We start from the raw sequence: 14,274 nt of genomic DNA on the forward strand, positions 1-14,274 counted from the left end.
TCGCTAGGGCGCGGTCAGCGGCCCGTAGGTCCCCGGGGCGCGGTCGCGGTAGAACTGCCACCGGTCGCGGACCTCGCGGAGTCTGGCCATGTCCAGGTCGCGGACGACGAGTTCGCTCTCCTTGTCGCTCGCCACCTCGCCGACGAACTGGGCCTCGGGGTCCACGAAGTACGAGGTCCCGTAGAAGTCGTTGTCGCCGTACTCCTCCTGCCCGACCCGGTTGATGGCGCCCACGAAGTACTCGTTGGCCACGGCCGCGGCCGGCTGCTCCAGCTGCCAGAGGTAGCCGGACAGACCGCGTGAGGTGGCCGAGGGGTTGAAGACGATCTCGGCACCCGCGAGTCCGAGAGCCCGCCAGCCTTCCGGGAAGTGCCGGTCGTAGCAGATGTAGACGCCGATCCGGCCCACGGCCGTGTCGAAGACGGGCCAGCCGGAGTTCCCGGGCCGGAAGTAGAACTTCTCCCAGAATCCGGGCACTTGGGGAATGTGGGTCTTGCGGTACTTGCCCAGGTAGGAGCCGTCGGCGTCGATCACGGCCGCCGTGTTGTACAGGACGCCGGGCTGCTCCTCCTCGTACATCGGCAGCACGAGGACGAGGCCCAGTTCCTTCGCCAGCGCCTGGAAGCGCCGGACGATCGGGCCCTCGGGGATCTGCTCGGCGTACGCGTAGAACTCCTTGTCCTGGACCTGGCAGAAGTACGGTCCGTAGAACAGCTCCTGGAAGCACAGGACCTGTGCGCCCTGCGCGGCCGCGTCGCGGGCCGCCTGCTCGTGGACCTGGATCATCGATTCCTTGTCGCCGGTCCACGCGGTCTGGAAGACGGCGGCGCGGATCACTCTGCTCATCGGGACCTCCGGTCGCTCGGTGTGCGAGGAGACTAGAAAGCCCCGGCCCCTTCTTTGAGTTGCACCGTGTCACGTCCGAAGTGCTGTGCCGTTCCACGGTGTCACCTCCGTGTTCTCCCGTGTTTCAGCCGAGTGGTCCTGTGTTTCACCGCCGTTGCCCGCCGGATCCTCACCGCTGTCACGGCCGGGTCCGGGTTCGCAGGGCTGTCGCCGCCGCCGGCGCCCTCACCGTTGCTGCGCGTCGTGCGCGAGCAGCGCGATGTGGACGGACGCGGCCTGTTCGAAGTCGTCGAGGTCGACGCCGAGGCGGGCCTGTATGGCCTCGAGACGGCGGTAGAGCGCGGGCCGGCTGACGTGGTGGAGCTGCGCCGTGCGCGACTTGTTGCGCCCGGTGGCGAGGTAGGTCCGCAGGACGGGCAGCAGCCGGGGATCCGCCCGCGGTCCGCACAGCAGCCCGTCGAGTTCGCGTTCCGCGAAGGACTGGACGTGCGGATCGTCCCGGAGCAGCCGGACGAGACCGCGCAGATGCACGTCACGCAGCCGGACCAGCGCGGGCCGGTCCTGGTCGGCGGGTGTGCCGGCGGCGGCCTCGGCGACGTGCAGGGCTTCCCGCAGTCCGACGGGCACGTCGTCCCAGGCGGTACGGGCTCCGGCGGCGGACACGACCGCGGGGACCCCGGTCTCGTCCCGCAGCCGTACGGCGAAGTGCTCGGCCAGCGCCTCCGCGTCCTGGTCGCGCGGGAGGCTGAGCAGCACGGCGGTGGCTCCGTCGGACAGTTCGGCGACGAGCCCCGGCAGTCCCAGCAGCCTGAGCACACGGCCGAGTTGGGCCGGGTCGCCGTCGCGTACGACCAGCGGCACGAAGGTGCGGCGGTTCACGGGCAGTCCGGCGGCCCGTGCTCGCGGCAGGAGCTGGCGGGCCGGTACGACACCGCTCACCAGGTCGGTCAGCAGCCCCTGCGCGGACTCCTCCTCCCAGGAGTGGGCGGGGCCGCCGAGCATACGGTGCAGGACCAGGGCCTCGGCGGCACGGTCGGCGAGCAGCCGCCCGGTCGCCGCGTCGCCCCGGTGGCCGCACAGCACCAGACGGCCCCATCTCTCCCCCCGTCCGCCCAGTTCGGCGCGGATCCATCCGTCGCCCTCGATGCCGCCCGCCTGCCGGGCGATACGGTCCCAGTCACGCAGGACGTCGTCGACGGCGGAGCGTTCACCGGCGGTGGCGAGCACCCGGTGGGCGAGGTTGGTGACGACGACGGGGCAGGCGGCGTGCACGGCGATCTCGTCGAGCATGCGCTGGAGCGGGGCGCCGGTGGTGATCAGCCCGGTCAGCGCGGTGCGTACGGACTCGGAGAGGCTCACGGCCGCGAACTTGTGCCGTACCAGCCGGGATTGGACCTCCTCCGTCAACTCGGCGAAGGGGAAAGGTCGGTGGAGCACCACCATCGGCAGCCCGCAGCGTTCGGCGGCCCGGCGCATCACGTCCGGGGGCGCCGGGAAGGCCCGGCCGAGACCGAGGACGACGGCCGCGGCCTCGGCCCGGTGCAGCGAACGGATGTACTCGGCCTGGGCGTCGGGGTCACCCGCGAGCAGCACCCCGGTCGTGAGCACCATTTCGCCGCCGCTGAGCATGACGCCCACATCGGCGGCCTCGGCGACGTGCACCCAGCGGACGGACCGGTCGAGATGACCGGCGCCGGCCACCACCTCGGGCTCCCCGGCGAGCACCCGGTCCAGGGCGAGGACCTGGCGTACCGAAAGTGCGGGTTCCAGGGTGGTGGTCATGGCGGGGTTCCCCTTTGTCCGTGGCTCGGTTCGCCTCCGGAGCGCTGCGGGCGGCCTCGGGGACCCGACGCGTGCCCGGACCCCCGGGTCTTCGCGCGCCCGGCCTTCGAGACCACCGTCCCCTCGGCCCACCCGCCCTTGCTCATCCGTTACTGGGCCCGCCTCAGAGCGCGTTCCAGGATCGACGCACCCTCCTCCGCCTCCGCGACGGTGAGGGAGAGCGGCGGGGCGATGCGCAGCACGCTGGTGTCGTGACCGCCGCCCTTGCCGATCAACAGGCCTTCCTCACGGGCCGCTTCGAGTACCGCCGCGGCCCCTTCGGGGTTCGCGCGGTCGGTACCGGGCCGCACCAGTTCGATGCCGATCATCAGTCCGCGCCCGCGCACCTCGCGGACACCCTCGAACTGAGCCGCGACCGCGCGGAGCCGTTCGATGAGCAGGCCGCCGACGCGCCGGGCGTTGCCCTGGAGGTCGTGTTCGAGGAGGTAGGTGAGGTTCGCGAGCCCCGCCGCCATCGTGACCGGTGAACCGCCGAAGGTCGAGATGGAGTTGGAGTCGAGGCAGTTCATGATCTCGGCGCGGGCGACGACCCCGCCGACGGACATGCCGTTGCCGATGCCTTTGGCGAAGGTGAGCATGTCGGGCGGGCCGGAGGCCGCGTGGGCCTGCCAGCCCCAGAAGTGCTCGCCGGTACGGCCCCAGCCCGTCTGCACCTCGTCGGCGATCCAGAGGATGCCGTGCTCCTGGAGCACGTCGCGGAAGGCCGCGTACAGGCCGTCGGGCGGAGCGGTGAAGCCGCCGACGCCCTGGATCGGTTCGGCGATCAGGGCGGCGGGCGGGCGGACATGGCCGAGCAGGTCCTTGAGGTCCTCGACGCAGGCGTCGATGAACGCGGCGTCGTCGAGGTCGGCGTAGGGGCCGCGGGTGCGGACACCGCCGTGCACGTACAGCGTCTGGAGCGGCGACAGGGAGGTGGGTGACCAGCCCTTGTTGCCGGTGATCCCGACCGCGCTGAACGACCGGCCGTGGTAGCTGTTGCGCATGGCGAGGATCTGGTTGCTGCGCCGGTGGGCGGTGGCGAGCAGCAGGGCCGTGTCGTTGGCCTCGGTGCCGGAGGTGGTGAAGAAGACACGGGCGTCGGGGATCCCGGACAACTGGGCGATCCGCTCGGCGAGTTCGACCATCGGCCGGTTGAGGTAGAGCGTCGAGGAGTGGATGATCCGGCCGGCCTGTTCGCTGACGGCCTTCGTCACCTCGGGCAGGGCGTGCGCGGTCATCGTGGTGAGGATGCCGCCGAAGAAGTCGAGGTACTTGTTGCCGTCGGCGTCCCAGACGTGGCGGCCCTCGCCGTGGGTGATCTCGATCGGGTCCTCGTAGTACAGGGCGAGCCACTCGGGCAGGACGGCCTGGTGGCGGGTGTACAGGTCGGTCATGGCTGCACCAGCCCTTCGTAGGCGTCGGGGCGCCGGTCGCGGTAGAACGCCCACTGCTGGCGTACTTCCTCGATGAGGCCGAAGTCCAGGTCGCGGACGACGAGTTCCTCGGCCTTGTCGCTCGCCCTCTCGCCGACGAACTGTCCGCGCGGGTCGACGAAGTACGAGGTTCCGTAGAAGTCGTTGTCGCCGTACTCCTCCTGCCCGATCCGGTTGATCGCGGCGATGAAGTACTCGTTGGCGACGGCCGCCGCGGGCTGCTCCAGCTGCCAGAGATAGGCGGAGAGGCCTCGGGAGGTGGCGGAGGGGTTGTACACGAGCTGGGCGCCGTTCAGGCCGAGCTGCCGCCAGCCTTCGGGGAAGTGCCGGTCGTAGCAGATGTAGACGCCGACGCGGCCGACAGCCGTGTCGAAGACGGGCCAGCCGAGGTTGCCGGGCTTGAAGTAGTACTTCTCCCAGAACCCCTTCACCTGCGGAATGTGGTGCTTGCGGTACTTGCCGAGGTAGGTGCCGTCGGAGTCGATCACGGCCGCGGTGTTGTAGTAGAACCCGGACTGCTCGACCTCGAACACGGGCACGACGATGACCATGCCGGTCTCGCGCGCGAGCTCACACATCCGGGTGACGGTCGGCCCGTCGGGGACCGGTTCCGCCCAGGCGTAGTGCTCCGGCTCCTGGACCTGGCAGAAGTAGGGGGCGTTGAAGACTTCCTGGAACCCGATGACCTTGGCACCCTGCCGGGCCGCCTCGCGGGCGTGCTCCACATGTTTGGCGACCATGGATTCGGTGTCGCCGGTCCAGGTGGCCTGGACCAGGGCGGCACGTACGACGTTGCCCATGAGCTGCTCCTTCGACGGGACGTCAGAGAGCCTCTACGCCCGTAGACAAAGGCTGTAGAGGCTCGAAAGTAAGCCCCCCGGACAGCCTTGCCAAGACCATCGTCGTTAACCCGCTGAGTCGATCACGTTTCTGACCCTCACGGGTGAGTGACGTGGCCGGTGGAGCCGGAGGTGCGGCCGATCGGAGGACCGGACGGAAGCCCATGTGGAGGGCCGGCCGGAAGGCCACGGGGAGCGAGCCGGCGGCCGAGTGGTGCGCCCTTGGCACGCCCGCGTGACGGGCGTGACGGGCGTGACGGGCTGCCGCTCCGGACCGGCGTGACGGCCGCGGTCCGGAGCGGCGGCCGTCACGCCGTGAAGCCGGCCACGCGCAGGGCGTGGACCAGGTCCCACTGGCATTCGTCGGACACGCCCCGGGCCGCCCGCAGGAGGAGCGGTACGAGGCGCTGCGGGTCCGTCTCGGCGCTGCGGGCGGCCTCCTCCGGGGTCCGTACGCGGACGTACGCGTCGAGGAGAGCACTGATCTCGCGGCCGCGGCCCTCGTCGGCGAGGCCGAGGACGGCGGCCCCGATCTCCGGCGCGGGCCGGGTGACGCCCTGGCGCAGCATCTGCCTGCCGTCGGCGGTGCGGTCGGCGGCGGTGAGCGCGTCGGCGGCGGCGACCAGCCGGTCGGCGGGCAGCGAGGCCGCCTCCCAGAGCAGGGTGGCCCAGTCCGCGTCGAGGCCGGCGCGGTGCAGCTCGGCGGCGAGCAGGGGAAAGCGTGCGGGAGGCCAGTACGCCGCTTCGACGAGCACGGCGTGCGCCTCGCCGCTGCGGCCTTCGCTCCGCAGCCGCGTGAGCGTCGCGACGGCCTCGGCGGTGAGCCGCCGCGCGTCCTCGTCCGGCGGCTCCGCCCCGGCCGCCGTCCCGGTGCCCGCTCCCGAGCGTGGGGGCGCGGACTCCTCGGCAGCTCCCGCGAAACGCGCGCCGCGGGGCGTACGCCTGCTCTGCGCGGGCGGGGCGGGCAGCACGGGACCCGACTCCGGCACCGCCACGGGCGCGTCCGACTCCTCCATCCCGGCGAAGCGCGCGCCCCCTCTGCGGCGACGCTTGGAGCGCTTCGCCGGATGCCCGTCGGCGCCGGGCGGGGTCCTGTCATGCGTCGGAGCGGGGGCGGCGCCCCGGTCGTGGGCCCGCTGACCGCTCGACGGGGGCTCTGCCGCCGGGGACCCGGGCTGCGCTTCGTATCCGGGCGAGTGGTCCGCCGGGGACGGGGGCTGCACGTGGTGACCCGGCGCGTGGTCCGCGGGCCGGAACCCGGGCTGCGCTTCGTATCCCGGCGAGTGGTCCGCCGGGGACGGGGGCTGCACGTGGTGACCCGGCACGTGGCCGGTGGGCCGGAACCCGGGCTCGGCGTCGTAGCCCGGCGAGTGGTCCGCAGCCGGGGGCCGAGGCTGGGCGTCGCGGCCCGGCGAGTAGTCCGTCTGCGGTGACAGGGGCCGCGCGTCGTGGCCCGGTGCGTGGTTCGTCACGCGGTTCGTCAGCGGGGACCCGCGTCCCGCCTCGCCGCCCGGCGCGCCCGTCTCCCGGCCGGGCCGGACACCTCCCGCTCCGGACGGATCCCCTGCGGACGGGTCCCCACCGAACCGGTTGCCTCCCGACGGGTGCCGTTCGGTCAGATGCCCCTCCGACGGGTCCGCGCGGTTCTCCGGCTGCGGCGCCCACACGCCGCCCCCGGAGGCCGGAGCCGGGAAGCCCGGAGAGCTCCGCGCACGGGCACGCAGGGCGTGACGGTCGACGTTGTCCATGCGGTGGCGCAGTTCGGCGCAGCGGGCGGTGGCCCGTTCGTGATCGTCCTGAGCCCAGGCGAGGTCCAGGCGGATCGCCTCGGCCTCTCCCCTGGAAACGGCCGAGGGGAGCCGCCCACTCAGTTCGGCCTGGCGTTCGGCGGCGTAGCGCTGTTCGCGGAGCATGACGTCCAGGCGGTCGCCGAGGGCCTCCCGGGCGCCCGGACGGACGTCGTACGCGGCCAGCGAGGCCTCGTACAGCGTGCGGGCCCGTGCCGCCTCCTGGGCTGCGGCACGCTCGCCGTACCGCGCGAGGACGTCCTGGAGGAGCGCCTCGACGACATCCCAGGGCGGCACCTCCTGGCCTTCGAGGCACGCTCGCATGCCGTCGGGGTCGCGCTGCCAGAAGACTCCGCACCAGCCGCCGCTCCGGTCGAGCCGCTCCACAAGCCCGTTCAGATACCGCGCGAACTCCAGTACCTGTTCCGGGAGTTGTCCTACAGTCATCACTCAACTCCCCGCCCGACGTGAGCACTTCGACCCGACAGCGAACACCAGTCGTGTTACGGATCGACTACGGGGAGTTTTCGGCGGGAACGCGGAGCCTTCCGCGAGGGGCGCACGGGAGTGCCCGGCGTACGCACGGGCGCGCGCCGGACGAGCGGATGGACGGGCCGTGAAGCGCCGGCCGTCGAGCCACAGAGGTCGGACCCGACGCCTTGGACCTCAGGCCCAGACCTCAGCTCGGCCCTGCGGCTCAGACCTCAGGCCGCCGGCACCAGCGCGCACCGCACGGCGATCTCGTCCATCGAGAGCCCCAGGGCCCGCGCCAGCGCTGCGACCGTGAAGAAGGCCGGGGTGGGCGCGCGCCCGGTCTCGATCTTGCGCAGGGTCTCCGCGGAGATTCCCGCCACCCCCGCGATGTCCGCCATGCTGCGGCCGGCACGGGCTTCGCGCAGCAGTCGCCCGAGCCGCTCGCCGCGTTCGTGCTCTTCGGGGGTCAGTGGGGTTCGCACCATGACACCATTCTAATACCGGTATAGTAATTGGCATGGTGGAACTGAAGACCGACACATCGATCGACGAGATGTACGCGGCCGGCCAGGTCGTGGGCAGGGCACTCACCGCGGTGCGCGAGGCCGCCGGCGTGGGCGTCTCACTGCTGGAGCTGGACGAGGTGGCGCATCAGGTCCTGCGCGACGCGGGCGCGACGTCGCCCTTCCTCGGCTATCACCCCTCCTTCGCGCCCACGCCCTTCCCCGCGGTCGTCTGCGCCTCCGTGAACGAGGCGATCGTGCACGGCATCCCGACGGGCTACCGGCTGCGCGACGGAGACCTGGTCTCCATCGACTTCGGCGCCGAACTGGGCGGCTGGGTGGGCGACTCGGCGATCAGCTTCGTCGTGGGCAAGCCGCGCGCCGCCGACGCGCGGCTCGTGGAGACCGCGGAGCGGGCCCTGGCCGCGGGGATCGAGGCGGCCGTCGTGGGCAACCGCATCGGGGACATCGCGCACGCCATCGGCACGGTGTGCCGGGCGGCCGGGTACGGGATCCCGGACGGGTTCGGCGGCCACGGCATCGGGCGCCGGATGCACGAGGACCCGGGCGTCCCGAACGAGGGCCGCCCGGGACGCGGGCTGCCGCTGCGGCACGGCATGGTCCTCGCCATCGAGCCGATGCTCATCGGCGGAGGCACGGACGGCTACCACGCGGCCCCCGACGGCTGGACGCTGCGCACGAACGACGGCTCCCGTGCGGCGCACGCGGAGCACACGGTGGCCATCACGGACTCGGGTCCGCGCATCCTGACGGCGCGCTGACCGCTCGGGCCCCCGCCGGCCGCGGGGCAGGGGACGACGCCTGCCCCGCGGCGCGAGTGCCACGTACCGACGCCGGTCCCAGGGTTCAGGACCACCGAGGCGTGGCGGCCGGACTCCGGGTCACGGGTCACGCGGACCCCGGCCACACGGCCCCTAGGGCGCGGGCCGCACGACCATGGCCGAGCCTCCGCCCCGCCGGACCTTCTCCGCCGCGGCCAGCCACGTGCCGTTCGCGAGGCGCTGGACGCCCGTGGCCGCGCCGATCTCCGGGTTGACCTTGAAGGAGTGGCCGATGGCTTCGAGCCCGGCCCTCGACGGGCTGTCGTACAGGCCCGGTTCGAGCTCGGTCTGGGCGGCGTTGCGCTGGCTGGCGCGCGGCGCGGCGATCGCGTCGGCCAGCGGGAGTCCGCGGTCGACGAACTCGGTCAGTGTCTGGAGCACGGTCGTGATGATGCTCGCGCCCCCGGGTGAACCGAGCGCCACGACAGGCCTGTTGTGCCGGTCGAGGACGATGGTCGGCGAGATCGACGAGCGCGGCCGCTTGCCGGGACCGGGCAGGTTGGGGTCGTGCACGGCCGGGTTGGCCGGTGCGAAGGAGAAGTCCGTCAGCTCGTTGTTGAGGAGGAAGCCGCGTCCCGGGACGGTGATCCCGCTGCCGCCGGTCTGTTCGATGGTCAGGGTGTAGGCGACGACGTTGCCCCACTTGTCGGCCACCGTCAGATGGGTCGTGTTCTCGCCCTCGTACGTCGTCGGGGCGGCCGTACCGGCACTGCCGCAGGCGGCGGGACTGCTCGGGTCGCCCGGCGCGAGCGGGCTCGACAGCACCGCGTCGTCCTTGATGAGGCAGGCCCGGCCGTCCGCGTACCTCTGCGAGAGAAGTCCCTTTGCCGGTACGTCCTCGAAGGCCGGGTCGCCCACCCAGCGGCCCCGGTCGGCGAAGGCGATCCTGCTCGCCTCGATGTAGTGGTGCAGGTACTGCGTCTCGCTCGCCTTCGAAAGGTCCGTCCCCTCCAGGATGTTGAGCGCCTCGCCGACGGTGGTGCCGCCGGAGGAGGAGGGAGCGATCGAGTAGACGTCCAGACCGCGGTACGAAGTCCTGGTGGGCGCCTGGCGCTTCGCCCCGTAGGCCGCGAGGTCCCTCAGGGACAGCTTGCCGGGACGGGCGTCGTAACCGGACGCCGGGTCCACGGGCGGCTTGTTCACGGTGCCGACGATCTCCCGGCCGAGACCGCCGGTGTAGAGCTCACGTGTGCCCTTCCTGCCCAACTCCTCGTACGTGCGGGCCAGATCGGGATTCTTGAAGGTCGATCCGACGACCGGCAGCGAGCCGCCGGGCAGGAAGAGCTTCGCCGTGTCGGGGAAGTTCGCGAAGCGGGCCTGGTTCGACTCGGTCTGCGCGCGAAAGATCGGGTCGACCGTGAACCCGGAGCGGGCGATGCGCTCGGCCGGCTCCAGGACGGTGCCGAGGCGCCTGCTGCCCCACGAGTCCAGGGCCGTCTGCCAGGTGGCGGGCGTGCCCGGTGTACCCACGCTCAGCCCGCTGGTGACGGCGTCGGCGAAGGCGAGCGGCTTGCCGTTCTCCAGGAACAGCCCGGAGTCGGCGGTCAGGGGGGCCGTCTCGCGTCCGTCGATCGTGTGCACCGTACGGGACTTGGCGTCGTAGTAGACGAAGTAGCCGCCCCCGCCGATGCCGGACGAGTAGGGCTCGGTGACGCCGAGGGCCGCCGCCGTGGCGACGGCCGCGTCGACCGCGTTGCCGCCCTTCCTCAGCACCTCGATGCCCGCGGCGGAGGCGTCCGCGTCGACGCTCGCCACGGCGCCTCCGGACCCGACCGCGACGGGCACCTTCGCGGCGGGCGTCCCCGCGGCCGTACCCGCCGCCGGAGCCCCGGGCGGCGCCGCCGCACCCACCAATGCCGTCGCGGCCGAAACAGCCAGGACCGTCAGATTCCGTGCAAGAGGACGTCGCATCAATACCTCCAGTCAACAGCCGTCTGCGCAGCGTAACTTCACCACGGTGACCACGTCAGGCCCCCTCGAACACGATTCCGTGGGCCCGCTAGCATGCGCGCACATGAATGACGACGTGCGCAACATCGTCCTCGGCGTCCTGGCCGCAGGCATCAGTGCCTCGCTCGGCTGGCTCGCCCGCACCTACCTGTGGAAGCGCAAGCTCCGCCGCAAGCAGGCGTTCTTCGGGCTGCCCGACAACTCCGAGTCGCTGCTCGTGGTGAACCGCGAGGCGGGCGGTCCCGAGCTCACGGTGATGCGGCACGACGTGTTCGCGCTTCTCGAACTGTCCGCCCTGATCAAGGACTGTGGCGCGCACGCCCAGGTGATCGCGCACGACGCGACCCAGCAGGGCTTCGGCGAACGCACGGAGTTCTGCGTGGGCGGACCGGCGTCGAACCGGCGCATGGCCGCGCATCTGCAGTCCCTGCTGCCCGGCGTACAGGTCAACGTGGACTCCGGACGGGGACCCGACCGGGGCGCCTTCCAGATCGGCAGCGAGCGCTACCGACTGGAGTCGGGCCAGGCCGAGTACGTGATCCTCGCCCGGCTGACCGCGGGCCAGAGCCGTGACGTGAGACCGGTCTTCCTCTTCTGCGGCCAGCGCGCGATCACCAACCAGGCCGCGAGCCGCTATCTCGCCCGCAACCACGCGCGCCTCGCCCGCAAGCACGGCGGCAACAGCTTCGTCCTGCTCCTGAAGGTCGTGAACTCCCAGGCGTACGGCCCCGATGTCGTCGAGGTCGTCGCGGACGTCACCCGCGCCGCCCAGGCCCCGCTGCCGACGCCGCCGGCACTGGACCCGGCGCCTGACGCGGGGCCCGACACCGACGGGGAGACCTCGCCGAAGCCGGCCACGCCCCGGGCACGCCGGCGTACGTGACATCCGGTCGGCCCGCAGGCGCTTTCCGGCCGTTCGCGGCGGCCCACCCCGGCGAGGTTTGAACGGATGGAAATGAACACTTCAACAATCGTTACTCGCACGTAACTTACCGGCGGGTTACTTCGAGTAAGCCGCCGCGGTTACCGTCGGGTCACCTTGCACTGACCAAGTGAGGAGTGACCCGTTGGGAAACGGTCGCAACCCCCTGCGCACTTCCGCCGTCGGCGCCGTCTCGGCGACGCTGATCGCCGCCGCGGGCCTGGGCCTGGCACCCGCCGCCCAGGCCGCCGACAGCTCGGGCGGTGTCCGCTTCGTCGACATCTCCGGCGACGGCGGTACCACCCTCAAGGCCAACGTCGTCACCCCCGCGGGAGCGGACGGCACCCGCGCCTATCCGCTCATCGTGCTGCCCACGAGCTGGGGTCTGCCCCAGGTCGAGTACCTCGCACAGGCCCAGAAGCTCGCGAACTCCGGCTATGTGGTCGTCAGTTACAACGTCCGCGGCTTCTGGCAGTCGGGCGGCGAGATCGACGTCGCCGGTCCCCGTGACACCGCCGACGTGTCCAAGGTGATCGACTGGGCGCTCGCCAACACCCCGGCCGACGCGAGGAAGGTGGGCGTGGCGGGCGTCTCGTACGGCGCCGGTATCAGCCTGCTGGCCGCCGCGCACGACAAGCGCATCAAGGCGGTCGCCGCCCTGAGCGGCTGGGCGGATCTGACCACGTCGATCTACTCCGGCCGCACCGAACACGTCCAGGCGGCCGCGCTGCTGAACGGTGTCGGGCACATCACGGGCCACCCCAGTGCCGAGACCCAGCAGGTGTTCAAGGACTTCTTCGCCTCGAATCTGTCGAAGGAGCAGGACCTGATCGACTGGGGGAAGAAACGTTCCCCCGAGACGTATGTCGCCCAGCTCGACAAGAACGGCCCCGCCGTCTTCATGGCCAACACCTGGGGCGACACGATCTTCTCGGCCAACCAGTACGCCAAGTTCTACGAGAAACTGACCGGGCCCAAGCGGCTGGAGTTCCGCCCCGGCGACCACGCCACCGCCGAGATGACCGGCCTGTTCGGGCTTCCCAACGACGTGTGGACCGACACCGGCCGCTGGTTCGACCACTACCTGGCGGGCAGGGACAACGGCATCGACCGCGAACAGCCGGTACAGCTCAAGTCCCGTTCCACGGGCGGCTACGAGGGCTACCCGGACTGGAAGTCGGTCGGCGCGGCCTCACGGAAGATCGCCCTGGGGGGTACCACCAGGATCCACACGAACGTCGACTCGGGCGCGGACGGCGGGATCATCTTCCTGTCCAGCATCCTCGACCAGCTCACCCGGATCCCGCCGATGGCCTCGATCCCGCTGCTGCCCCGCTACTGGACCGCGGTGTGGCAGTCGGAGAAGTCCACGGACATCCAGCGCGTACGGGGCACCGCCAGACTCCACACCACGGTCACCGGCACCAAGGAGAGCGGCACGTTCATCGCCTACCTCTACGACGTGGGCCCGCTCGGCATCGGCAAGCTGGTCAGCAACGCGCCCTACACCTTCCACGGGCAAACGCCCGGCGAACCGTTCGGCGTGGACCTGGACCTGTTCTCCACGGCCTACGACGTCCCGGCCGGACATCGTCTCGCCGTGGTCGTCGACACGGTCGACCCGCTGTACATCGAGCACAACCCGTCCGGCGCGCAGCTGACCTTCTCCTCGCCGGAGCACGACCCGTCCTTCGTGTCGGTACCCCTGCGCGAGCAGTGATCCCCGGCTGGCGCCGGTCGGGCCTGGCCCTGTGAGCTGCTGCCGCCCCTACCGTGTCGGGGCTGTGGTGGGTACCCCCCACCCGGCAGCAGCGTCCCTGGTTCGGCCGGAGCCACGTCCACGGCCTCGGTCTCGGGACTGCGCCGCTCCCGCCCGTACGCCCGTGGGGCGGACCAGGAGAGCGGCACACACATCCCGATGCGGATCGGCGGGCTCGCCGTCACCACGGGGATGAACGGCAAATCGTAGTCGAGGATCGCCGCGATCAGCCTCCCGGGCCCGAGGAAGTCCTCGCGGGGCGGGAGCCCGGCCCTTCGCCGCGTGCCCGTCGCCGGCGGGCTCGGGTACGGATTCCTTCATGTCACGCGGCAGTCGAGGATCTTTCCGACGGGCCGGTGATCAGGACCACCTCTCCCTTGCCGAAGCGAGGTCGTCGTCCTGCGGGACACGAACGGATCACGGCACCGCGAGCGGTCACGGGAACGCTCCGCCGGGGCCCTCGGGTCAGGCTTCCGTCGCCTCGGCGTACATCTGGGACAGCTCGGGAACACCCTGCACGGCCCAGTCGAGGCCGGCCTCGACGACCGGGATCTCACGGCCCGAGGGGAGCCGGACGGCCGGACTGCCGCCGGGCCAGACGTGCCAGGAGGCGCCGGGCACCGTGCGCACCACGACGGTGCCGAGATAGAGACCGGCGTCGTTACCGAGCCAGGGCAGCGCCTCGGGGTCGTCGCGCCACAACGGCAGAAGCTGGTCCAGGGCCACCAACGAGTCCGGCGTGTCGTCGAGTTCGAGGCCGACGGCCGCGGCCTGGGAACGGAGCAGTTCGCACTCCGAGAACAGCTCGGCCACACCCACCGGGTCGTCCTCGAAGGCCTTGGCGAGGGGCCGGTCCCGCCGCACCGGCTGCCGTTTGAGCAGCTTGTCCAAGAAGGGGATGTTCATGACCGGCCTCTCCGTGGGGTGCGATCGTCGAAGCTCCGTGTTCCCGGTATGTGAACAAAATGTAGCTCGCGGCATTTCATCACGGAATCAGGCAAATCATGACGCCCTGAGGAACACGCCTCGGGTCTCCACCGGTTTCCCGAGTCGTCCATGGAGAAGGATGCCCGCAATCGCGAGGCCGAATGCCTGTGC

At 71.5% G+C, this 14,274-nt stretch carries 11 protein-coding genes and 1 pseudogene; 3 read left to right on the top strand and 9 right to left on the bottom strand.

Features of this window, described 5'->3' with window-relative positions:
- Positions 1 to 3: 3 nt before the first annotated feature.
- The 6 genes from ACFYW9_RS29955 to ACFYW9_RS29980 all read right to left on the bottom strand — a co-directional run bounded on the left by ACFYW9_RS29955 (position 4) and on the right by ACFYW9_RS29980 (position 7,685).
- Positions 4 to 846, bottom strand: coding sequence for a nitrilase-related carbon-nitrogen hydrolase (locus ACFYW9_RS29955; protein WP_359019453.1), 843 nt, complete (start codon positions 844 to 846; stop codon positions 4 to 6).
- Between the two features lie 225 nt (positions 847 to 1,071).
- On the bottom strand, positions 1,072 to 2,628 hold the full coding sequence (locus ACFYW9_RS29960) for a PucR family transcriptional regulator (protein WP_351862128.1): 1,557 nt from the start codon (positions 2,626 to 2,628) through the stop codon (positions 1,072 to 1,074).
- 149 nt (positions 2,629 to 2,777) lie between these two features.
- The gene (locus ACFYW9_RS29965; protein ID WP_351862126.1) at positions 2,778 to 4,061 is read right to left on the bottom strand and encodes an aspartate aminotransferase family protein; all 1,284 of its coding nucleotides are present in this window, start codon (positions 4,059 to 4,061) and stop codon (positions 2,778 to 2,780) included.
- Positions 4,058 to 4,900 carry a nitrilase-related carbon-nitrogen hydrolase gene (locus tag ACFYW9_RS29970; RefSeq protein ID WP_351862124.1) on the bottom strand — a complete coding sequence of 281 codons (843 nt, stop codon included), beginning with the start codon at positions 4,898 to 4,900 and terminating at the stop codon, positions 4,058 to 4,060. The genes ACFYW9_RS29965 and ACFYW9_RS29970 overlap by 4 nt, the downstream gene beginning before the upstream one ends.
- Positions 4,901 to 5,247: 347 nt before the next feature.
- On the bottom strand, positions 5,248 to 7,173 hold the full coding sequence (locus tag ACFYW9_RS29975; protein ID WP_389156730.1) for a hypothetical protein: 1,926 nt from the start codon (positions 7,171 to 7,173) through the stop codon (positions 5,248 to 5,250).
- A gap of 257 nt (positions 7,174 to 7,430) precedes the next feature.
- Complete coding sequence (locus ACFYW9_RS29980) at positions 7,431 to 7,685, bottom strand: helix-turn-helix transcriptional regulator (protein ID WP_351862120.1); 255 nt, start codon at positions 7,683 to 7,685, stop codon at positions 7,431 to 7,433.
- Between the two features lie 32 nt (positions 7,686 to 7,717).
- On the opposite strand from ACFYW9_RS29980, the gene map reads away from it, so the two are divergent.
- On the top strand, positions 7,718 to 8,485 hold the full coding sequence (map, locus tag ACFYW9_RS29985) for a type I methionyl aminopeptidase (protein ID WP_389156733.1): 768 nt from the start codon (positions 7,718 to 7,720) through the stop codon (positions 8,483 to 8,485).
- A 153-nt stretch (positions 8,486 to 8,638) separates the two neighbouring features.
- Here the strand turns inward: map and ggt are convergent, their stop codons facing one another.
- A complete protein-coding gene (ggt, locus tag ACFYW9_RS29990; RefSeq protein WP_389156736.1) occupies positions 8,639 to 10,456 on the bottom strand; it encodes a gamma-glutamyltransferase in 1,818 nt (605 codons plus the stop codon).
- A gap of 103 nt (positions 10,457 to 10,559) precedes the next feature.
- Here ggt and ACFYW9_RS29995 point away from each other — a divergent pair, with 103 nt between their 5' ends.
- Together ACFYW9_RS29995 and ACFYW9_RS30000 are read left to right on the top strand one after the other, a co-directional pair.
- On the top strand, positions 10,560 to 11,378 hold the full coding sequence (locus ACFYW9_RS29995; RefSeq protein WP_389156739.1) for a hypothetical protein: 819 nt from the start codon (positions 10,560 to 10,562) through the stop codon (positions 11,376 to 11,378).
- A gap of 184 nt (positions 11,379 to 11,562) precedes the next feature.
- The gene (locus tag ACFYW9_RS30000; protein ID WP_389156742.1) at positions 11,563 to 13,137 is read left to right on the top strand and encodes an alpha/beta fold hydrolase; all 1,575 of its coding nucleotides are present in this window, start codon (positions 11,563 to 11,565) and stop codon (positions 13,135 to 13,137) included.
- Between the two features lie 77 nt (positions 13,138 to 13,214).
- Here ACFYW9_RS30000 and ACFYW9_RS30005 read toward each other — a convergent pair.
- Positions 13,215 to 13,430, bottom strand: a pseudogene (locus ACFYW9_RS30005) (amino acid ABC transporter permease); the annotation flags it as partial.
- Between the two features lie 211 nt (positions 13,431 to 13,641).
- Positions 13,642 to 14,082: a DUF6278 family protein gene (locus ACFYW9_RS30010; protein ID WP_326784704.1), complete on the bottom strand. Its 441-nt coding sequence runs from the start codon at positions 14,080 to 14,082 to the stop codon at positions 13,642 to 13,644.
- Positions 14,083 to 14,274: the final 192 nt, after the last annotated feature.

The sequence above is a fragment of the Streptomyces sp. NPDC002698 genome (genome assembly GCF_042888945.1).
GTDB lineage: Bacteria > Actinomycetota > Actinomycetes > Streptomycetales > Streptomycetaceae > Streptomyces.